Here is a 22,072-nt window from a genome sequence, read left to right as displayed (position 1 = left end):
TGTATAAAATAAGCCAGGATGTTAGCTTCATTGCTAACATCCTGGCTTATTTAATCTTATAATTTTTTAACTAAACCAATCAGTACAAATTGTAATGGTAAACGTAACCATAATGCCCATGCCGGCACTTCTTTATCACCAAGTGGTAATTTTTTTCTCGCCATATAAACATTTGCAGGTAAAACTGCTAATAAGAATAAATTTATTCCTTTTTTCAACCAACTTGCTGGGCGTTTAATAAGTAAAGCAATACCAAAGAATATTTCAAATACGCCAGTTACAAGTACTGCTGTTTTTTGTAATGGTAAATAGTCAGGCACAATGTTTCTAAACTGTCTTTCTCTCGTAAAATGTAATACACCTGCTGTTCCAAAACTAATACCTAATAGCCATCTTAGAAATTTCATTCGTGTTCCACTCCCATTTCTTTTAAATAACTTTTTCCAAATTCGGGCATTTCTACGTTGAAATTATCTGCAATTGTTGCACCTATTGAACTAAATGTTGTATCTCCAGGCAATTCATGATACTGCTTGATTTTAGGACTAAACATTAGTACAGGTATATACTCTCTAGTATGGTCGGTACCTTCAGCTGTTGGGTCATTACCATGATCTGCTGTAATAATGACTAAATCATCTTCATTTAAATTGTCGATCAGCTCTGGTAATCGATTATCAAAGTCTTTGATTGCTTGTGCATATCCTGGTTTATCACGACGATGACCATAAAGAGCATCAAAATCAACTAAATTGAGAAAACTTAATCCATTGAAATCTTTTTTTACAACATTAATTAATTGATCCATGCCATCCATATTGCTTTTAGTTCGAATAGCTTCAGTTACACCTTCACCATCATAGATATCATTAATCTTTCCGATTGCAATAACATCATAGTTATTATCTTTCAATTCATTCATAACTGTTTTACCAAACGGCTTTAATGCATAGTCATGACGATTAGATGTACGTGTGAAGTTACCAGGTTCACCAACATATGGTCGAGCAATAATTCTACCAATTAAATACTTAGGATCTTTGGTTAGTTCTCTGACTTTCTCACATATATCATATAGTTCTTCTAAAGGTATCACATCTTCATGAGCAGCAATTTGAAGTACCGGGTCAGCACTTGTGTATACAATCAAATCACCGGTTTTCATTTGATGTTCGCCCCACTCATCAATAATTTGAGTACCAGATGCAGGACGGTTAGCAACAACCTTTCTACCTGTCATATTTTCAATTTCTTGGACTAATTCATCAGGAAAACCATCTGGGTATACTTTAAATGGTTGCATAATATTTAATCCCATTATTTCCCAGTGACCTGTCATTGTGTCTTTACCTACAGAAGCCTCACTTAATTTTGTATAAAAAGCTTGAGGTTCCTCGACACTTGAGATAACTGGTAATTGGTCGATATTACCTAATCCTAATCTTTCTAAATGAGGTAACGACTGATCAAAACCTTCAAGTGTATGCTTTAAAGTATGTGACCCTTCGTCATTAAATGCTGCGGCATCAGGGCCTTCGCCAATACCAACTGAGTCCATCACAATTAGATGCACACGTTTAAATGGTGTAGTCATATTTACATCTCCTACTCGGTAATTATTTTGTGTATTAATGTTGGTGTGTAACCTTTACTATCAATTTTAATACTTTCATTTAATTTATCAAATATATCATTCACATTTTCTTGATTACTATGGATGGTTAGGATAGACTCACCAGCATTTACTTTGTCACCGACTTTTTTGTTTAAAACGATACCCACACTTAAATCGATGTCGTCTTCTTTAGTTTGTCTACCTGCACCTAACATCATTGATGCAACACCAATTTCATTAGCTACCATTTCTGATATAAAACCATCTTTTTTTGCAGTATAGTCTATTTTATATTTCGCATCTTCAAGACTGTCAGGATGTTCTATTACGCTTACATCACCGCCTTGATTTCTAATAAAAGTTTTCATTTTATCTAAAGCTTTACCAGATTGAATCGATGCTTCCAATAGTTCACGTGCATCTTTTAAATTATCTGCTTTCTCGGCAAGCACAACCATTTGCGAACCTAATGTAAGTACCAATTCATTTAAGTCCTCTGGACCATATCCTTGCAGTGTTTCAATTGCTTCTTTTAGCTCTAAGCCATTACCAATCGCGTTACCTAAAGGTTGGCTCATATCAGATATAATCGCCATTGTATTTCTACCAACACTATTACCAATACTTACCATCGCATGCGCTAAGGCTTCAGCATCTTCTAGTGTCTTCATAAATGCGCCACTACCAGTTTTGACATCTAATACAATCGCGTCAGCTCCGGCTGCAATTTTCTTACTCATTATTGAAGATGCTATTAACGGAATGGAATTGACAGTTCCTGTAACATCTCTTAGTGCATATAACTTTTTATCTGCTGGTGTAAGGTTACCTGATTGTCCCATAACTGCGACCTGATTCTCGTTGACTAACTTAATAAATTCATCTTCAGTTAATTCAACATAAAAACCATTAGCAGACTCTAATTTATCAATTGTGCCACCGGTATGGCCTAAACCACGACCACTCATTTTAGCTACTGGTACGCCAACTGAAGCCACTAAAGGCGCTAGTACTAATGTTGTTGTATCCCCAACACCGCCTGTAGAGTGTTTATCAACTTTAATCCCTTCGATATCAGATAAATCGATAACTTCTCCGGAATTAACCATTGCCATTGTTAAGTGAGCACGTTCTTCTTCATTCATATCTTGAAAAAAGATTGCCATAGCTAAGCTTGAAGCTTGATAATCTGGTATTTCTCCGTTGGTATAACCTTCAATGAAGAATTCGATTTCTTCCTTGCTTAATGATTTCCCATCACGTTTCTTTTCAATAATATCTATCATTCTCATAAAAACAGCCCCTTTTTAGATGTTTGTTTCTTGATTTATTTTTCTTTACTTTAATGAGATGAATTAATAACTTGAATCCGATTCTAACCCTTGAATAATTTGAACTCCTGCACTTGCACCAATACGTGTAGCACCAGCTTCTAACATTTGATTAAAATCTTCTAAATTACGTACACCGCCTGAAGCTTTTACTTCTAAAGCATCTCCGACTGTGTCTTTCATCAACTTAACGTCTTCAGCTGTAGCACCACCACCAGCAAATCCTGTTGATGTTTTAACAAAGTGTGCACCAGCTTCTTTTGCAAGCTCACAAGCTTTTACTTTTTCTTCATTTGATAATAAAACTGTTTCAATGATGACTTTAACCGTCTTACCATTTGCTGCAGTTACTACACTCTCTATATCCTCTTTGACATCGTTAAAGCGCTTATCCTTTAAAGCACCAATATTAATTACCATATCAATTTCTACAGCACCGTTTTCTATCGCATTTTTCGTTTCAAATGCTTTTACTTCTTTAGTGGATGCTCCAAGTGGAAAACCGATGACAGTACATACTAAGACGTCTGTCCCTTTTAATTGTTCTGCTGAATATTCCACATGTGTTGGATTAACACAAACCGATTTAAAACCATATTCCTTGGCTTCACTGATTATTTTATCGATTTGTTCACGTGTTGATTCAGGCTTTAACTGTGTGTGATCTATATATTTTGCATAATTCATTAAAAGGTCCTCCTCACTTTTTTACAATGCAATTTTCGTCCATCTCATTTGGTGAACAAATGCATTCGTTTAACATACCCTTCATCTATATAGTACAAAAATTAGCAATAAATTTAAACAAATGTTATCTTAAACATAATCATGTATTTAAGGAGAAGATAACAAATGACAAATGGTACACCTCATATTCAACCAAATGGAGTTAAAATCGCTAAAACAGTATTAATGCCAGGTGATCCGCTACGTGCAAAATACATCGCCGATAATTTCTTAGAAAATGTTGAACAATTCAATGAAGTTCGTAATATGTTTGGATATACTGGAACGTATAAAGGTAAAGAAATTTCTGTTATGGGTTCTGGTATGGGCATTCCTAGTATAGGTATTTATTCATATGAGCTTTATCATTTCTTTGATGTAGATACAATTATTCGTGTAGGTTCATGTGGAGCATTACAAGAACATGTAAATTTATATGATGTCATCATCGCACAAGCTGCATCTACTAACTCAAATTATGTAGATCAATATCAAATTCCTGGCCATTTTGCACCTATCGCTGATTTTGATTTAGTTACAAAAGCGAAACAAGCTGCAGATGACATCGGTGCGGTATCTCATGTCGGTAACGTTTTATCATCAGATACTTTTTATAATGCAGATGAAACGTTTAATGATGCATGGAAGAAAATGGGTATATTAGGTATTGAAATGGAATCAGCCGGATTATATTTAAATGCTATCCATGCTGGTAAAAAAGCATTAGGTGTTTTCACAGTAAGCGACCATATCTTACGAGATGAAGCAACAACTGCAGAAGAACGTCAAACATCATTTACACAAATGATGGAAATTGCATTAGAAATAGCTGAATAATATAAAAGCCAAGCACATTGATTTAGATGTGCTTGGTTATTTTAATAAAATTTATCATAATAATTATAAATTATTAAGTTGCTATTAAAATATTTTACATGAAAAGCTAAGAGGCACTTTGTTTAACAAAGTGCCTCTTAGCTTGATTTTATAGTCATCCTATTTACCTAAATAAGATTGTAACATCCAATTATGTTTATCTACTGACGTTTGCATGCCGATAAACATATCTTCAGATACATCGTCGCCAGCTTCACCTGCTACTTTAATAGCATTTTCTAATTGTTTAGAAATGTTTGTGAAATCTTTAGATAATTCTTCAACCATTTGTTCAGCAGCGTAACCTTTGCCAGCTTCTTCAACAATTGACATATCTAAACTCTCTTTCATAGTTCCAACAGGATTACCACCAACTGCTAGAATACGTTCTGCTAAATCATCTACATATTGTGCAGCTTCATTGTATAATTCTTCAAATTTTACATGTAATGAGAAGAAATTAGGTCCTTTTACATACCAATGGAAATTATGCAATTTAGTATAAGCTACTGTCCAGTTAGCAACTTGTTGGTTTAACTCTTTTACTACATCATTATGATTTGTCATATTAATATTCGCTCCTTTTACTACCTTTAACGCTTTGTTTATACTCTTATTATATTAGAATTATTATAATCTGTAAAGTAAAATGATACGTTTTTTTATAATGATTATAAATAAGTTCATATGATATTCACAAATAAATCTCAGCATTTAAAGATATAATTGTTCATCAATGATTTCATTAATAATATTTAGTCCAAGTATTCTCAATTAAGTATTATAATTGAGAATCAACCAATTTGACATGTGCATTATCATCTAAAAAGAATGATTTCTCATAAACATTAGGTTGATGCCAATGTGTGCGCCACATTTTATCTCTATTATTAGCAAATAATTGATAACCCAAATTCCTAATGGATTTAGGTATGGCATATAATAATAAACCTAATAATTTATACTGATTAGGTAATGACGTAATGAGTGAAGCAATCGCTGTAGATTCATATTCAATATGGTCTCCATCTACTACTATTACGCTATTTCTATTCTTCGCTTCCGGATGTTGATTAAACAAGCGTTGGCCATACTCACCTTTTAATGTCGCAAATTCATATTTATGTGATAACCCTTTTTGAATTAACCATATCGCATAGTTATAGCAATAAACACAATTACCATCATAATAAATGATTGCCATATTAAACTCACTCCTTTTTAACTCATTATGTATTTTTCCTATTCACCTTTTTATAAACAAATTATCCACTTTTTGATAAAAAATAAGTCGATTTTATGAATACAATCATAATTTACCTATTAAGTCATAGGATACTAAATGATTACTTCATAAAATCAACTTAGAGTTAGTCTTGGTTAACTTTTACAATTCTAGTATATTTTAAAAATTGTTGAGAATATTTTTGCTGAATTTCTTCTAATGAGTCATAAGTGACACCAATGATGTGCCAGTTAGGATTAAAATGATAAAATGAGTCTTTTTCTTTTGACCACTTAATCATATTACCTTCTTTGTTATATCTTGGTAATGTCACTTCATATCCTTCAAGAACGTTGATATAAGTTTGGAATATATCAGGATCGATTCTATTAAAGTTGTCGATTACAAGATAGCTTTTATCTTTCTTAGGCATATTTTGAGTGATAAAGCCTTCTCGATAGTATAACGCACCACTTTCGTTAGGAAGATATTTACCATATAACATATCTTCACTAAAATCTGGATGTCCAGATGTAATGATTGGATTGGCATTTGTTTTTTGTAACAAATCATTTGCAGCTTTTAAACCTTCTTCTTTTTTATCTACAACTAGTAGAATAAAAGGCTTAATTGTTGTTTCTTGGTGTTGCTCTTCTAATAAATTTGATTTCTCAACTGTTTCAAATGGATTTTTAATTCCATTATTATCGCTCATTTCTAAAATAGCATCATATTGAACTTGCGACATACTCGCTATTGCTTGCTTAGCGTTTTCTTGTAAGAAATATAAGTTTTTAAGCTTCGGATGCTTGTTCAAATGACCAAGTGATATTGGTGTTATATGTTTACCAAACATAATTTCAATAGCTGTACTATTGGTTCTGCCAGGAATTGGTGGTTTTTCATGAATATGTCTAGTCACTTCACCAACACCAATTACAGATTGGTTTTGATATTTATTGTAAATAATTACATTATCTCCAACTTCTAATTGTGTATAGAAGTGATAGCCATTTCGCTTAATACCATTGTAAGTATGTGTAAATATTGTGTAGTGCTTACCGGGTTCAAAATCTTCTGTTTCTGACAGGAAGAAATAACGCGGAATTTTGGTTTCACCTTTACCAAGTTGAACGATAAGATCAAATTCTTCTTTTCTAATTTGATTAAATAGTGTTTCTTTCATATTACTCATTCTAAAATCTAGTGCTTCACTACGCTTTAAATAATCTGTAGTTAAAGGATTTAACGTTTCATTAAATTTAAATTCAACTCTGATTTTATTTTGAGCACCTGCTTGAACACTTAGTATTTCTCCAAAACCTAACAAACCTGTATCAGTTTGTACTTGATAAAAGATGACTTGGTCACCGGCTTTTGCTTTTTTAAATGCTCTAAATCCTTGAGTAGGATTAAATTGTGCACCTGATTCAAATAATGTCGTTTGACCTACTAAAGGTTCATTATGATTCCATCTATTATAACCACAATTTAACCAAAAGTAATTGATTTCTTCTGTCATCACGAATCTCCTCACCTTATTATATGTAAAATAAGTTATTGTAATTACCTTATTATATCTAACACACCAATGCTACTACAACTATTTTTCAAATATTTTATTAAAAAGCAATCATTCAGGACTTAAATAATTAAAAATAGACTAATGCTAAAATCCGCATTAGTCTATATAGATAAATTATATTTAGTTATTATTTTAATAAAGACATTTTTTCAAATTTAATGAGAAGGTACGAAAGAACCAAGCAGTGGCAATAAATTAATCATAATACCACCTAATGATAGCATGGCACTTGTATCTTTATCTCGAAACGTGATAGCTGCGCTAAGAACGCCTATAATAGCAACCAACCTAGGTATCATTAATGAAGGATAATGTGGCATATTCAGAAACACACCAGCACCTGCAATCACTCCACATAGCAATGAAATATATAAAAACTGCTTCATAATTTGAACATCCTTTATTTAATCATTAGATATAACTTATTATTAAAGAAAAGTCACCTTCAAATACATTATCTAAATCCTCTGAAGTCAAAATAAAATGACTTCCCTTTTGAATATCAAAAATGTCACCGTCTGTAATTAATTTCCCTTCACCATCTATTACAGACACTAAACAAAATTCACGTGGCTTCATATAATTTAAAGTTCCTGAAATTTCCCATTTCACTATAGTGAAGAAATCATTAGAAACGATATGCGTACATTGATGACTTTCTATAATCTCTTTTTCTGGAACAATATTAGGTAGATCATTATTAAATGCCATGACATCTAATGCTTTATTAATATTAAGTTCTCTTGACTCCCCATTATGATTATCGCGTTGATAATCATAGACACGATAAGAAATATCCGAAGACTGCATAACTTCATATGCAACAATACCTGCACCGATACTATGAATTGTTCCAGCTGGTACAAAGTAAAATTCGCCTGACCTTACATTTACTTTTCTTAATGTATCTTCAACTGACCCATCGTCTAGATGCTTTTTAAATGTCTCTTTTGAATCTGCAGTTGTTCCTAGTATAATTTCAGACCCTTCCTCTGCATCTATCACGTACCAGCATTCTGATTTTCCGTATTGACCATTCTCATTTTCATAGGCATAAGAATCATCAGGGTGAACATGAATAGATAACGGGGATTCTGCATCAACAATTTTAGCGAGCAATGGAAAATCCTTGCTAGGAAACTCACCGAATAATTCTCGATGTTCTGTCCAAACTTGATCTAACGTTTGACCTGCGTATGGACCATTCTTAATTGTATTTTTACCATTAGGGTGAGCTGAGATACCCCAACATTCTCCAATTTGTTGATTGGGTAGTTGGTATCCAAAGTTTTCTAATTTATTACCACCCCACATTTTCTCATGGAAAATAGGTTTCAAAAACAGTGGCATGTCTACACCTCCATTACTCTTGATGTTTATGTAAATATCGTTGACCAATGATTTATCAACGATTCGTATTCTACGTATGTACTTATTGATGTTTAAATCAACGATTAATATATTTAACTCACTATATGTGATTGTATCACAATTCATATTTTTATGGTTAAGATGATTTTTGACTATTTTCAATCGATATTCACGTCATTTATTACTTTTAAATATACTATTTTATTATATTTAAGGTAATCTTCGTCATTATATCAATTTATAATACAAATGAATAGTAACTGTATGTATTATTATTTAGGGTTAAAAAGTATAAAAAATATATAGGCCAAGCAGATTTCTGCTCGTCCTATATATTTATATGTCGCTATATTTACTACTTCATTATTCGTAAGATTTTAATGCATCATTAATGGATTCATTACCAGATACAATTTGAAATTCTTGTTTGCTAAATTTATCTGAAGTTATTACATGTTTTAATACACTGGCTACATCTTCACGTGGTATGGAACCATAACTGTCAAAATATAAATCTGCTTTTATTTGTCCTGTACCTTGGTCATCTTTAAGGCCACCTGGATGCACAATAGTATAATTTAAATTAGAATGTCTTAAATAATCATCCGCATAGTGCTTAGCGATAGTATATGGTTTTAAGTCGCCACTTTGATCAAATGCTTCTCTTCTTGAATCGTATGTTGAAACCATTACATAATGCTTAATATCCGCTTCTTCACTTGCTTTAATTGTTTTTACTGCACCATCTAAATCTACATATATTGTTTTATCCGCTCCTGTACTACCGCCAGAACCTACTGAGAAAATGACTTTATCAAACTTTTTAAACTTATTCTTTAAATCTTCAATACTATCTTTTTCGACATCAATATTTAAAGCTTTAATACCATTATCCTCTAATGCTTTAACTTGTTCATCTTTTCTAACACCTGCAGTAAAATCAACATTATCATCTTTTAATTGATCAACCAATTTAGAACCCACGCCGCCATTTGCGCCTATAATCAAAATACTCATATCAAACGTCCTCCTTAAAAACTTATATTATTATTGTTACCTTTTTTATCATTATTTAAACGCCATAACTCTATTGACTAGATATGCAATGTAGATTATATTAATATATGAATACATATTCATATATAAAGAGGTGTTCGTATGACTGAAAAGTATATAGACCTATCTGATCAACATACCTTGGAACGTGTGACAGATATTTTTAAAGCTTTAAGTGATATTAATCGAATTAGAATTATGGAGTTATTAGCGTCAGGTGAAGCAAGTGTTGGTCACATTTCTCATTCATTGTCGTTATCCCAATCTAATGTGTCCCATCAACTAAAACTTTTAAAATCAGTAAAACTTGTGAAATCAAAACGTCAAGGTCAAAGTATGATTTATTCTTTAGATGACCAACATGTTTCTACTCTATTGAAACAAGCTATTCATCATGCGAGCCACCCTATAGAAGGTGAAAAATAATATGTCAACACATCATCATGATCATGCACATGGGCATGTACATACAAACAACAAAAAAATCCTATTAATCTCATTTATTATTATAGCCCTATTTATGTTAGTAGAAATTATTGGCGGTTTTTTAGCCAATAGTCTAGCCTTACTTTCTGACGGCTTCCATATGTTCAGTGATGCCCTATCACTTTTAGTCGCGCTCATTGCATTTATCTATGCAGAAAAACATGCAACAATATCTAAGACCTATGGGTATAAGCGCTTTGAAGTCTTAGCAGCACTTTTCAATGGTGTTACACTCTTTGTCATAAGTATACTAATTGTTATAGAAGCTATTAAACGCTTTTTCGCGCCACCAGAAGTTCAGTCAAAAGAAATGTTTGTCATTAGTATCTTAGGTTTAATTGTCAATGTTGTCATTGCACTTTTAATGTTCAAAGGTGGAGATACATCACACAATTTAAATATGCGCGGTGCATTCTTACATGTACTTGGAGACTTATTTGGTTCTATAGGTGCAATTGTCGCTGCAATATTAATTTGGACATTGGGTTGGTCTATTGCTGATCCGATAGCGAGTATTTTAGTTTCTGTTATTATCTTAAAAAGTGCCTATGGTATTACCAAATCTTCTTTAAATATATTAATGGAAGGTACACCGAACGATGTAGATTTAGATATCGTTAAACAAACTTTAATGAGAAACTCTGAAATCCAAAGCGTGCATGATTATCATGTGTGGACGATATCTAATGATATGAATGCATTAAGTTGCCATGCTGTCGTATCAGACACTTTAACTGTCAAAGATTGCGAACAATTGCTTAAACATATCGAACATGACTTGTTACATTTAAATATTCAACACATGACAATTCAATTAGAAACAGTGAATCATGATCATGACGAGACAACACTTTGTACTGGCGTTCATCATCATTAATAATAAAAAGTTGCCCCATCATTCAATTGATAGGGCAACTTTTTAATTACATAAATTTTTCAAATATAAGTTCTTTTGCAGGTACTTGTTTAGCTTCAAATCCTTCTAAAAATTCCTCATTATCGTATGCTAATTTAACTCTTTCTAATGAAATGTCTGTATCAGTAATCGTTACAATACCATAAACAGCGTGTGGACCATTGTTCAATCCGACAGCACCTGGGTTAAAATACATTTTATTTTTGTCATCAAACATATGCAAACGATGGTTATGACCAAATATGATTAAATCAGCATCTTTATCCGCAAATAATTGAGTCATTTCATTTTCATCATCTTTAACGATTGGACTAAACGGTTGTTCATCAATTGAAGATGACAATTTATCATTAGCGATTTCATAATGAATGAATAAAACTTTTTTTCCACAAATTGTTTTTTCGATATAACGTGGTAATTGATTGAGTTCTTCATAATATTCTTCATCTAAATGGCCAGCAATCCATCGATGGTGTTCATAAAATTTATCTTTTAAATCATCTGGATAAGGAGTGCCATTAACAACAGACATAATAGCTTCATCATGATTCCCTGCAATCATTTCCATATCGTCACGATCAAATATATGATCTAATACTTTATTTGTCTCGTGACCAATTCCAATGTTGTCACCAAGATTATAAATTTTATCAATATCTTCTCTGTTATCAATATCATCCAATACAGTTTCTAATGCATCAAAGTTACCATGCACGTCAGTAATAATTGCAAATTTCATGATGATATCTCCTTTCATTTTCAATTCATTAGAACATTTTAACACTTAATACCCTATTATGTTAGATATTAATTTGAAAAAGTCCAAATTTTTGATATTGTATTTATATTAACGAAAAGGAGTGCTTAAAATTTGTTTAAATATTACAACTTAGCATTTAAGAATGCTAAACCTCAGAATCTTAAAGCAATACTATTTACATTAGTAAGCTTTATCGTCATCTTTTTAATCGGTAGAGTGGCAATGGCTATGATTGGCCAACAAATCATGCAGTTGCAAATGATGATGCAATTCGGTCAACCAGTCGGACCATTACTTACACCGATTATTGGGCTTGCATTAGTCGTTATATTATTATTTATCTTTTTAGGTTATCAATTGATTGCAGGTGCGATTAATGTTATCTCAAAAGCAATTAGAAAAGAAAAAGTTAAGTTCACTGATTTATTTATCTCATTTAAAAAAGGTCATTATGGTAAAAGTGTGTTACTCGCACTAATCACAGTAGTATTATTTATCATTATGGGAGTCATTTTATTTTTAGTAAATAAATTGATTGGCCTTGCGCTATCACCATTATTTAATGCTGTCCAAGGACCTATTAGCGGCATGGATAATCCAATGCCTGCTTACCTAGCATTCCAAATTGGTGTAACTTTAATTGTTGGATTCATTACTTCAATCTTTTATTGGTTCTTCTTTGTGTTAATTATTAACTGCACAGCCGCATACGCAGAAAACCCAACAAAAGGACCAATTAAACTTTTCAAAGAAGGATTTAAAGCAATTAAAAATGGCCATAAAACTTGGTTAAAATTCTTTATTGGTATTTTATTAATCAATTTATTAATTACTATCATCACACGTGTATTAGTGACTCTTGTACAAATGGCAACTGGTAGTATGTCTCAAACAGTTGCTCAAGTATTATTAGTTATTTTACAAGTTATTGTTATTTTAGTAACACTATTTATTTACTATGCTTTATTAATGGGAATCGTTCAATATTTCGTACGTCGTGGCGAAAAAGTAACAACTGATTCTAAAAAAGGTAAAAAAGACAAAAAAGATAAAGCTATAAATAATAAAGATGCTAAAGCTAAATCAACACAATCTAGTCAATTACAAGATAAAACTGATAAAAGTGCTAATGATCATACAAGTCATTTAAAAGACTCAACACAATCTAATGCTCAAGATTCTAATAAAGACTTAAACGATAAAGCTACTCAACATAAAGAAGATTTATCAAATACAGCATCATCAAGAAAAGATGATTTAGAAAAAACAGCAAAAGATACAATTGATAAAAACAACCCTAATAACAAATAAAGAACAATTATAAAAGACGGCGTTCATTGGTTTTAAACCTTTGAACGTCGTCTTATTTTATTAATCTAATCACTATTCTAATTTAATCTAATAAGTGTTTTTCCAAATATTTAGCCGCACCATCTTCTTCATTTGTAAATTCTGTCACATCATTCGTCAATGCTTTAATCTCACTTCGAGCATTTTTCATTGCCACTGTATAATGTCCGAATTCAAACATAGCTCTATCATTATCACTATCACCCATTACAAGGGTCTCTTCTTGTTTTATATTAAAGTAATCAATCATTTCCTTAATACCTGTTCCTTTATCAGTATTATAAGCCATCGTTTCAGCATTATAACGTGAAGAGTTAGAAACACTAATATTAAGTGACACTTTATTTTGCTTTAATTCATCTCTGAAATGAGTGATTTTATCTAAGTTTGTATCAAATAAATATATTTTCGAATAGTCTTTATCTGGTAATGTTTCTACCCATTGAATTTTATCTTTGAGTGCTTCTTGTCTTGAGGCCCATTCGCTTTGCCCTACATTATTAGGTGGTGTATCTCCACCGCTAATCATATTTCTTATCCACTGCTCATCTTCTTTTAAGACAAGTCGTTGTTCCCCAAATGGAAATACTTCATAGTATATGTTTTGCTGTTGTGCTAATGACACTATACGCTTAACAGACTCGAGCGACATACTATGCTTATATATATTTTCATCATTTACTTCTCCAGTAGTACCATTTGAACTAATAATACCGTCTACTGAAAAACCTTCAGGAACAAGTTGATGAATTTCAGAATATGAACGTCCAGTTGCTAAAAACACTTTATAATCATGCTCTCTTAAAGCATTAATGACGTCTTTTGTATATTCTGATGCTCTGTTATCTTCATGTAAAATCGTACCATCCATATCTAAAAATATCGCTTTGATGTTGTCCATATTATCCTCCATAACGTAATGATATATTACTTAAAATTTTGTCATTAATTGAATAAAAGTGCAATAAAAATAACCCCTTCTCAGTTAATATTGACTAAAAAGAGGTTATCAAGTATGTTTTATAATTATTTCAATTTATCTAAATGATTATTCAACTGTTACTGATTTAGCTAAGTTACGTGGTTTATCAACATCAAGATCTCTGTGTAATGCAGCATAATAAGAAATCAATTGTAGTGCAACTACAGAAACTAATGGTGTTAATAATTCATGTACGTGAGGAATCACGTAAGTATCATCTTCTTTATCTAGACCTTCCATAGATATAATACATGTACTTGCACCGCGTGCTGCAACTTCTTTAACATTACCACGGATAGATAAGTTCACATTTTCTTGTGTTGCTAGTGCAATCACTGGTGTACGATCTTCAATTAAGGCAATTGTACCGTGTTTTAATTCCCCACCAGCAAAGCCTTCTGCTTGAATATATGAAATTTCTTTAAGTTTTAATGCACCTTCTTGGCTGACATTATAATCAATTGTACGACCAATAAAGAATGCATTTCTAGTTGTTTCAAGGAAATCAGTAGCAATTTTTTCCATTACTGGTGCATCGTCTACGATTGTTTCGATTGCAGTAGTCACTTTAGCTAATTCTCTCAATAAATCGATATCCGCTTCACGACCATGTGTTTTAGCAACGATTTGAGCTAAGATAGATAATACTGCTATTTGTGCTGTATATGCTTTTGTAGAAGCTACAGCTATTTCTGGACCAGCATGTAATAATAAAGTATGGTCTGCTTCACGAGATAATGTAGAACCAGGCACGTTCGTAATTGTTAATGCTTTATGACCTAACTTTTTAGTTTCAACTAATACTGCACGACTATCTGCAGTTTCACCAGATTGTGAGATATAAATGAATAGTGGTTTTTCAGATAATAAAGGCATGTTGTATACAAACTCAGATGCCACATGTACTTCTGTTGGAACACCAGACCATTTTTCTAAGAATTCTTTACCTACTAATCCTGCATGATAACTAGTACCTGCAGCAATAATATAGATACGATCCGCTTGTGAAACATCATTGATAATATCTTCATCAATTTTCAAGTTACCTTCATTATCTTGGTATTCTTGAATAATACGACGCATAACTGCTGGTTGTTCATGAATTTCTTTTAACATGTAGTGATCATAAACACCTTTTTCAGCATCTGAAGCATCAATTTCAGCAGTGTATGTTTCACGTTCTTGAACTTGACCATTAGCATCTTTAATAATCACTTCGTCACGTTTTACAATAACGATTTCATGGTCATGAATTTCTTTATATTCATTTGTTGCTTGTAACATTGCTAACGCATCTGAAGCAATAACGTTAAAGCCATCACCAACTCCAATTAATAATGGAGATTTGTTTTTAGCAACAAACATTGTGTCTTTATCTTCTTCATCTAACAAACCTAACGCATAAGAACCATGTAATAATGAGACTACTTTTGTAAATGCGTCTTCTGTTTCGAAACCTTGTTTAGAGAAATATTCAACTAATTGAACAATAACTTCTGTATCTGTCTCAGAAACAAACTTAACATCGCTTAAGTATTCACTTCTTAATTCTTCATAGTTTTCAATTACACCGTTATGTACAAGTGTAAAACGACCAGTTGTTGATTGATGTGGATGAGAGTTTTCATAATTTGGAACACCGTGAGTTGCCCAACGAGTGTGACCGATTCCAACAGTACCATCAATATCGCTACTATCAGCTACTTTTCGTAATTCTGCGATACGTCCTTTTTCTTTAAATACTTTAGTACCTGATTCATTTGCAACAGCTACACCTGCTGAATCATAACCTCTATATTCTAATTTTTCTAATCCTTTTAATAATAATTCCTTGGCATTATCGTAGCCAATATATCCTACTATTCCGCACATATTTATTTTTCCTCCAATTATTGAAATAACGTTAGTAACAATGATTTATTACCCATAATTTAGTTTAGTAATCTTCTATCATTATTATTTCGATACAACAAGTCACAAAAAAGTATTTGAACCCACTTGAAAATAAGCGTGATATTTTATCACACTTAGCATTCTAACGTCTTTCATTTTATATAATATTTACTGGCGATCTTATTAACTTTGTCCAATAGGTTGCCCTATTGTTTTACTTAATAAGCTAACGAATGAGCCACATCCGGGATAGCATCCGCCGATCTTTTCGATCACTATCCTCCTCGTCTACAAGATGTGCTTATAAGCTATAAGAATTTCAACATTTGAATTAAATTCTTAATTATTGCATTATAACAACAACTTGCACAGGCGCTTTGTAATATTTATCTTCTATCCTCCTTTCCATTAAAACCTATTGTACAATGACAATTTACTCAATTGCAAATATTTTCACAAGCTTTTTGTAAAAAATTCCTAGCGTAAATTGCATATGAATTTAATTGTTAACAAACTGTATATTTACATTCTCTTTACCTACATATAATAGAATTATTGTTGTCACGATTTATATGACAAATTCGAATTTTGTTCTTATTGTAGTAATGACCTTCTTAGATTTACAATATATATAGTCAAAATACTAATTTAAAAAGAGGTGTAGAAATGGCACAAACACAAGAGAAAAAAGGTTTCGGCCGTAAAGTTCAAGCATTCGGTTCTTTCCTTAGTAGTATGATTATGCCAAATATTGGTGCATTCATCGCTTGGGGATTTATCGCTGCAATTTTTATCGACAATGGTTGGTTACCAAATAAAGATTTAGCTCAATTAGCCGATCCAATGATTAAATTCTTAATTCCATTATTAATTGCATTTAGTGGTGGTCGTTTAATTCATGGATTACGTGGTGGTATTATCGCTGCAACTTCAACTATGGGGGTTATCGTTGCATTACCAGATACACCAATGCTATTAGGCGCTATGATTATGGGACCATTAGTTGGTTGGTTAATGAAGAAAACAGATGAAATCATTCAACCTAGAACACCACAAGGTTTCGAGATGTTATTCAATAACTTCTCAGCCGGTATCTTAGGTTTCATCATGACAATTCTAAGTTTTGAAATTTTAGCTCCAATTATGAAATTCATCATGCACATTTTATCTGTTGCAGTTGAAGCTTTAGTTCACGCTCACTTATTACCAATCGTAAGTATTATTGTTGAGCCAGCTAAAATCGTATTCTTAAATAACGCTATAAACCATGGTGTATTCACACCACTTGGTGCAGACCAAGCTGCTACAGCAGGTCAATCTGTTTTATACGCAATCGAATCAAACCCTGGACCAGGTTTCGGTGTGTTACTTGCATACATGATTTTTGGTAAAGGTACTGCAAAAGCAACATCATATGGTGCAGGAATTATCCACTTCTTAGGTGGTATTCATGAAATTTACTTCCCATATGTATTAATGAGACCTATGTTATTCATCTCAGTTATTTTAGGTGGTATGACAGGCGTTGCAACATACCAAGCAACTGGATTCGGATTCAAAAGCCCTGCATCTCCAGGATCATTCATCGTTTATTGTATTAACGCACCTAGAGGAGAATTTCTTCACATGTTATTAGGTGTGGTGTTAGCAACATTAGTATCATTCGCAGTTTCAGCAATTATTCTTAAGTTTACAAAAGAACCTAAACAAGATTTAGAGTCAGCTACTGCTCAAATGGAAGCTACTAAAGGTAAAAAGTCAAGTGTATCTTCAAAATTAAGCAGTAAAGAAAATAATCAAGAAGCTAGTGCAACTGCAGGTGCTACATCAACAGAAGAATCTAATAATACTGAAGACGACGCTGATCAATTATTAGATAACTATAATACTGAAGATGTAGATGCTCATGATTATAGTAACGTTAACCATGTTATCTTTGCTTGTGATGCGGGTATGGGTTCTAGTGCAATGGGTGCTAGTATGTTAAGAAATAAATTTAAAAAAGCTGGCATTTCTGATGTAAATGTGACAAATACAGCTATTAACCAATTACCTAACGATGCTCAATTAGTTATCACTCAAAAAACGTTAACTGATCGTGCTATCAAACAAGTACCAAATGCAATTCATATTTCAGTTGATAATTTCTTAAATTCACCTAGATATGAAGAGTTATTAAATAACCTTAAAAAAGAAGAACAATAATTTTAAATAAATATTAAATGGAGGATACCGCCATGTTATTGAGTACACGTGAAAAAGAGATTATAGAACTATTAATCAAGTATCACGGTCAATATGTCACTATATACGACATTGCTCAGCAACTGGCAGTGTCCTCTCGTACTATTCATAGAGAATTAAAACATGTTGAATCTTATATTGATACTTTCTCTATAGAATTAGAACGTGTAAATAAAAAAGGAATACGCTTAAAAGGACTTAACCAAAATATTCAAGCATTAAAACTTGAAATGACTCAGCAGCAAACGCTCGATTTATCAGTAGAAGAGCAAAAAGTTATTATTCTATATGCTCTTATACAGTCTAAGCATGCTGTTAAACAATATAGTCTAGCTCAAGAAATTGGCGTATCCATTCAGTCGTTAACCAAATTGCTAGATGAATTAGAACAAGATTTATCATTATATCAATTATCATTAACACGTAAACGTGGCGAAGGTGTTATTTTAAACGGCACTGAATCTAAAAAAAGAGAGTTCTTAAGTCAATTAATGGTGAATAACTTAAATAGTACAAGTATGTATTCAGTAATCGAAAACCACTTTGTTTACCAATCATTACATCAATCTCAGCAATCACTTGTGGATTTAGATAGAATATTTAAAGTTGAGAGAATTTTAATGGATTATTTAGGGCAACTTCCCTATTCATTGACTGAATCTAGCTATTTAACACTAACTGTTCATATCGTTTTAAGTATTACAAGAATGCAAAACAACGAATATGTATCACTTAATGATGACATTTATCAATCTGTAAAAGATACGTTTGAACATGAAATTGCTAGTGAAATCGCCAAACATTTAGAATACTTATACGATGTTCAATTTAACCAAGCTGAAATCACATTTATTACCATTCATTTGCGCGGTTCAAAACGTAAAGATACTAAAGATTCATTATTTGAAGATAAAAAAAGCGAACAAAAAATTAAATCTTTTGTACAGTCAGTAGAAGAGATTTCAGGGCAATACTTTGATGATAAAGATACTTTAATAAATGGTTTATCATTGCATATTAATCCAGCTATCAATCGCTTAGAATCAAATATTGAAACTTACAACCCGTTAACCGATATGATTAAGTACAAATATCCAAGACTATTTGATAATGTGAGTAAGGCGTTACGCATCGTTTGGCCAGATTTGATATTCCCTGAAAGTGAAGTCGCCTTTATCGTGCTTCATTTTGGAGGATCTATCAAAAATCAAGGACATCAATTTCTAAACATTCTAGTTGTTTGTAGTAGCGGTATTGGGACTAGTCGTTTATTAGCAACTCGTCTTGAACAAGTATTTAGTGAAATTGAACGTATTACCCAAGCATCTGTAAGTGATTTAAATGTATTAGATTTATCTAGTTATGATGGCATAATATCGACAGTTAATTTAGATATCGATAGACCATTTTTAACAGTGAATCCCCTACTTCCTGATTCAGATATCGGTTATGTGGCGTCATTTTTAAATACCAAAGAATCACATCAGGTGGTAAAAGAGAAAGATGTGGAGACTCAAAAAGCATCCTCAGAAGATATTTTAGAAACCATGCGCGCAGGTTTAAAATTAGTTGATTCAGTGAAAATAGAATATAAATCAGTTAAAAATTGGAAACAACATTTAGCTGATTACTTAGTAAGTCAACATATCATTGAAGATGGTCAGTCATTCGCTGAACAATTACAACAGCGGTTAGAGGAAAATCCAAGTTGGATATTACAACCCTACCCTATTGCAATTCCACATATGAAAGATGCTATGTTTAAACAACCTAGTATCCTTATTACGACCTTGGAAGAACCAATAGTGTTGAGTAATGTTCAAAATGACAATCATTTAATTAAATATATGTTAAGTATGTTTATTCCAGAAGATGCAATCATGACAAAACTAGTTAGTACAATATCAGAAACACTTAGCGATCATTTGGAAAACTTAGATGATTTTATGCAAAATCCACAGGAATTTAAAACCATACTGGAAAAGCAATTTTTAAAACAAATAAAACAACAATTAATTTAGGAGTGTATTAATCAATGAGTGAATTATTCAGTAACGAAAATATCTTTATCAATGTATCAGTAGGTAGTCAAAACGAAGCAATCGAAAAAGCAGGACAAGCTTTAGTAGATAGTGGTGCTGTAACAGAAAACTACATCCAAGCAATGAAAGATCGTGAAGATGTCGTATCTACATTTATGGGCAATGGCTTAGCTATACCACATGGTACTGAAGAAGCTAAAGGAAACGTTATCCAATCTGGATTAAGCTTATTACAAATTCCTGAAGGCGTAGATTGGAATGGCGAAGAAGTTAAAGTCGTAGTTGGTATTGCTGGTAAAGATGGAGAACATTTAGACCTATTATCTAAAATCGCGATTACTTTCAGTGAAGAAGAAAATGTAGAGCGTATTATCAATGCTAAATCTGCTGACGAAATCAAACAAGTCTTTGAGGAGGCTGATGCATAATGAAAGCAGTACATTTTGGTGCCGGTAATATCGGTCGTGGTTTTATTGGTTATATCTTAGCAGATAATAATATTAAAGTTACATTTGCAGATGTTAACGAAGACATTATTAATGCTTTACAAAAAGAGCATGAATACGACGTTATTTTAGCAGATGAGTCTAAAACAACTACACGTGTGAACAATGTTGATGCGATTAACTCAGCTAAACCGTCTGATGAATTAAAACAAGCTATTTTAGAAGCTGATTTAATTACTACTGCAGTTGGTGTTAATATCTTACCAATTATCGCTAAATCATTTGCACCATATTTAAAAGAAAAAGAAAATCATGTTAATATCGTTGCATGTGAAAATGCAATAATGGCAACAGACACACTTAAAAAAGCTATCTTAGATATCACTGGCCCTCTAGGCGATCATATTCACTTTGCAAACTCTGCAGTTGATAGAATCGTTCCATTACAAAAAAATGAAAATATTTTAGATGTTATGGTAGAACCGTTCTTCGAGTGGGTAGTCGAAAAAGACGCTTGGTATGGTCAAGAGTTAGATCATATTAAATACGTTGATGATCTAACACCTTATATCGAAAGAAAATTATTAACAGTAAATACAGGTCATGCATTTTTAGCATATGCAGGATATAATGATAATAAGGCAACAGTATTAGATGCCGTTCAAGATAGTACGATTGAAGCAGGTTTAAGACGTGTATTAGCTGAAACAAGCGAATATATTACTCGTGAATTTGATTTCACTAAAACTGAACAATCACAATACGTAGAAAAAATTATCGAACGTTTCAATAACCCACATCTTTCTGATGAAGTTACTCGCGTAGGTCGCGGAACACTACGTAAAATTGGACCGAAAGATCGTATCATCAAACCATTGAATTATTTATATGAACATAATTTAGAAAGAGATGGCTTGGTTAAAGCAGCTGCCCTACTTTTAAAATATGACGACAAAGCTGATCAAGAAACAGTTGAGAAAAATAATTATATTCATGAAAATGGTATTAAAGCCTTCTTACAAACATATGCTAAAGTTGAAGGACCATTAGCTGAAGAAATTGAAAAAGAATATAATGAACTAGTTGCAAAATAAGATATTTAAAGAACCAGAAACTACTGTTTCTGGTTCTTTTTGTAATATAAAAAACACATGCCACATTTAATTTG

General features: G+C 32.3%; 21 protein-coding genes. 8 read left to right on the top strand and 13 right to left on the bottom strand.

All coding sequences use genetic code 11. From position 1 onward, the window contains the following. Positions 1–56: 56 nt before the first annotated feature. From ssp1_RS03815 to deoC, 4 genes are all read right to left on the bottom strand, one after another. Entirely contained in the window at positions 57–407 is a 351-nt protein-coding gene (locus tag ssp1_RS03815) for a DoxX family protein (protein WP_023373368.1), read from the bottom strand. Continuing rightward, positions 404–1,594 (bottom strand): phosphopentomutase, encoded by a 1,191-nt coding sequence (gene deoB, locus ssp1_RS03810; RefSeq protein WP_075777878.1) that lies wholly within the window; start codon positions 1,592–1,594, stop codon positions 404–406. Before deoB ends, ssp1_RS03815 begins: the two co-directional genes overlap by 4 nt. An 11-nt stretch (positions 1,595–1,605) precedes the next feature. After that, complete coding sequence (locus tag ssp1_RS03805; RefSeq protein ID WP_118828123.1) at positions 1,606–2,907, bottom strand: pyrimidine-nucleoside phosphorylase; 1,302 nt, start codon at positions 2,905–2,907, stop codon at positions 1,606–1,608. 63 nt (positions 2,908–2,970) lie between these two features. After that, positions 2,971–3,633 carry a deoxyribose-phosphate aldolase gene (gene deoC / locus ssp1_RS03800; protein WP_075777876.1) on the bottom strand — a complete coding sequence of 221 codons (663 nt, stop codon included), beginning with the start codon at positions 3,631–3,633 and terminating at the stop codon, positions 2,971–2,973. A gap of 165 nt (positions 3,634–3,798) precedes the next feature. On the opposite strand from deoC, the gene deoD reads away from it, so the two are divergent. Next, entirely contained in the window at positions 3,799–4,509 is a 711-nt protein-coding gene (gene deoD, locus ssp1_RS03795) for a purine-nucleoside phosphorylase (RefSeq protein ID WP_002451688.1), read from the top strand. Between the two features lie 159 nt (positions 4,510–4,668). On the opposite strand, the gene ssp1_RS03790 is transcribed toward deoD, so the two are convergent. The 6 genes from ssp1_RS03790 to ssp1_RS03765 all read right to left on the bottom strand — a co-directional run bounded on the left by ssp1_RS03790 (position 4,669) and on the right by ssp1_RS03765 (position 9,746). Continuing rightward, positions 4,669–5,115 (bottom strand): Dps family protein, encoded by a 447-nt coding sequence (locus ssp1_RS03790; protein WP_002451689.1) that lies wholly within the window; start codon positions 5,113–5,115, stop codon positions 4,669–4,671. 214 nt (positions 5,116–5,329) lie between these two features. Then, entirely contained in the window at positions 5,330–5,752 is a 423-nt protein-coding gene (locus tag ssp1_RS03785; RefSeq protein ID WP_002451690.1) for a thiol-disulfide oxidoreductase DCC family protein, read from the bottom strand. Positions 5,753–5,918: 166 nt separating this feature from the next. Then, a complete protein-coding gene (locus ssp1_RS03780; protein ID WP_075777875.1) occupies positions 5,919–7,295 on the bottom strand; it encodes an EVE domain-containing protein in 1,377 nt (458 codons plus the stop codon). A 218-nt stretch (positions 7,296–7,513) separates the two neighbouring features. Beyond that, the gene (locus tag ssp1_RS03775) at positions 7,514–7,744 is read right to left on the bottom strand and encodes a hypothetical protein (protein WP_002451692.1); all 231 of its coding nucleotides are present in this window, start codon (positions 7,742–7,744) and stop codon (positions 7,514–7,516) included. A gap of 25 nt (positions 7,745–7,769) precedes the next feature. Next, entirely contained in the window at positions 7,770–8,708 is a 939-nt protein-coding gene (locus ssp1_RS03770; RefSeq protein WP_075777874.1) for a type I phosphomannose isomerase catalytic subunit, read from the bottom strand. Positions 8,709–9,092: 384 nt separating this feature from the next. After that, a complete protein-coding gene (locus ssp1_RS03765) occupies positions 9,093–9,746 on the bottom strand; it encodes an SDR family oxidoreductase (RefSeq protein ID WP_075777873.1) in 654 nt (217 codons plus the stop codon). Positions 9,747–9,887: 141 nt separating this feature from the next. On the opposite strand from ssp1_RS03765, the gene ssp1_RS03760 reads away from it, so the two are divergent. Beyond that, positions 9,888–10,211, top strand: a complete 324-nt coding sequence (locus ssp1_RS03760) for an ArsR/SmtB family transcription factor (RefSeq protein ID WP_002451695.1) — start codon at positions 9,888–9,890, stop codon at positions 10,209–10,211. A 1-nt stretch (position 10,212) separates the two neighbouring features. Continuing rightward, entirely contained in the window at positions 10,213–11,148 is a 936-nt protein-coding gene (gene czrB / locus ssp1_RS03755; RefSeq protein ID WP_002451696.1) for a CDF family zinc efflux transporter CzrB, read from the top strand. Positions 11,149–11,194: 46 nt separating this feature from the next. Here czrB and ssp1_RS03750 read toward each other — a convergent pair whose 3' ends face one another. Continuing rightward, positions 11,195–11,926, bottom strand: coding sequence for a metallophosphoesterase family protein (locus ssp1_RS03750; protein WP_002451697.1), 732 nt, complete (start codon positions 11,924–11,926; stop codon positions 11,195–11,197). A gap of 132 nt (positions 11,927–12,058) precedes the next feature. Here ssp1_RS03750 and ssp1_RS03745 point away from each other — a divergent pair, with 132 nt between their 5' ends. Further along, positions 12,059–13,258: a YtxH domain-containing protein gene (locus tag ssp1_RS03745; RefSeq protein WP_118828122.1), complete on the top strand. Its 1,200-nt coding sequence runs from the start codon at positions 12,059–12,061 to the stop codon at positions 13,256–13,258. A gap of 82 nt (positions 13,259–13,340) precedes the next feature. Here ssp1_RS03745 and ssp1_RS03740 read toward each other — a convergent pair whose 3' ends face one another. Further along, a complete protein-coding gene (locus tag ssp1_RS03740) occupies positions 13,341–14,198 on the bottom strand; it encodes an HAD family hydrolase (RefSeq protein WP_107536158.1) in 858 nt (285 codons plus the stop codon). Between the two features lie 147 nt (positions 14,199–14,345). Then, positions 14,346–16,151, bottom strand: coding sequence for a glutamine--fructose-6-phosphate transaminase (isomerizing) (glmS, locus tag ssp1_RS03735; RefSeq protein ID WP_075777870.1), 1,806 nt, complete (start codon positions 16,149–16,151; stop codon positions 14,346–14,348). Positions 16,152–16,838: 687 nt separating this feature from the next. Between glmS and ssp1_RS03730 the strand changes: the two genes are divergently transcribed. From ssp1_RS03730 to ssp1_RS03715, 4 genes are read left to right on the top strand one after another with little or no spacing between them, the layout of a single operon-like run. Beyond that, positions 16,839–18,377 (top strand): PTS mannitol transporter subunit IIBC, encoded by a 1,539-nt coding sequence (locus tag ssp1_RS03730; RefSeq protein ID WP_107536159.1) that lies wholly within the window; start codon positions 16,839–16,841, stop codon positions 18,375–18,377. 32 nt (positions 18,378–18,409) lie between these two features. Next, positions 18,410–20,437 (top strand): BglG family transcription antiterminator, encoded by a 2,028-nt coding sequence (locus ssp1_RS03725; RefSeq protein WP_118828121.1) that lies wholly within the window; start codon positions 18,410–18,412, stop codon positions 20,435–20,437. 14 nt (positions 20,438–20,451) lie between these two features. Beyond that, positions 20,452–20,886 carry a PTS mannitol transporter subunit IIA gene (locus tag ssp1_RS03720; protein WP_002451703.1) on the top strand — a complete coding sequence of 145 codons (435 nt, stop codon included), beginning with the start codon at positions 20,452–20,454 and terminating at the stop codon, positions 20,884–20,886. Further along, entirely contained in the window at positions 20,886–21,998 is a 1,113-nt protein-coding gene (locus ssp1_RS03715) for a mannitol-1-phosphate 5-dehydrogenase (RefSeq protein WP_002451704.1), read from the top strand. Before ssp1_RS03720 ends, ssp1_RS03715 begins: the two co-directional genes overlap by 1 nt. The last annotated feature ends 74 nt before the right edge of the window (positions 21,999–22,072 follow it).

Source organism: Staphylococcus sp. M0911, assembly GCF_003491325.1.
Classification (GTDB): domain Bacteria; phylum Bacillota; class Bacilli; order Staphylococcales; family Staphylococcaceae; genus Staphylococcus; species Staphylococcus warneri_A.
The sequence above is the reverse complement of the archived record's forward strand: the minus strand, read 5'-3'. Positions and strand labels throughout refer to the sequence as shown.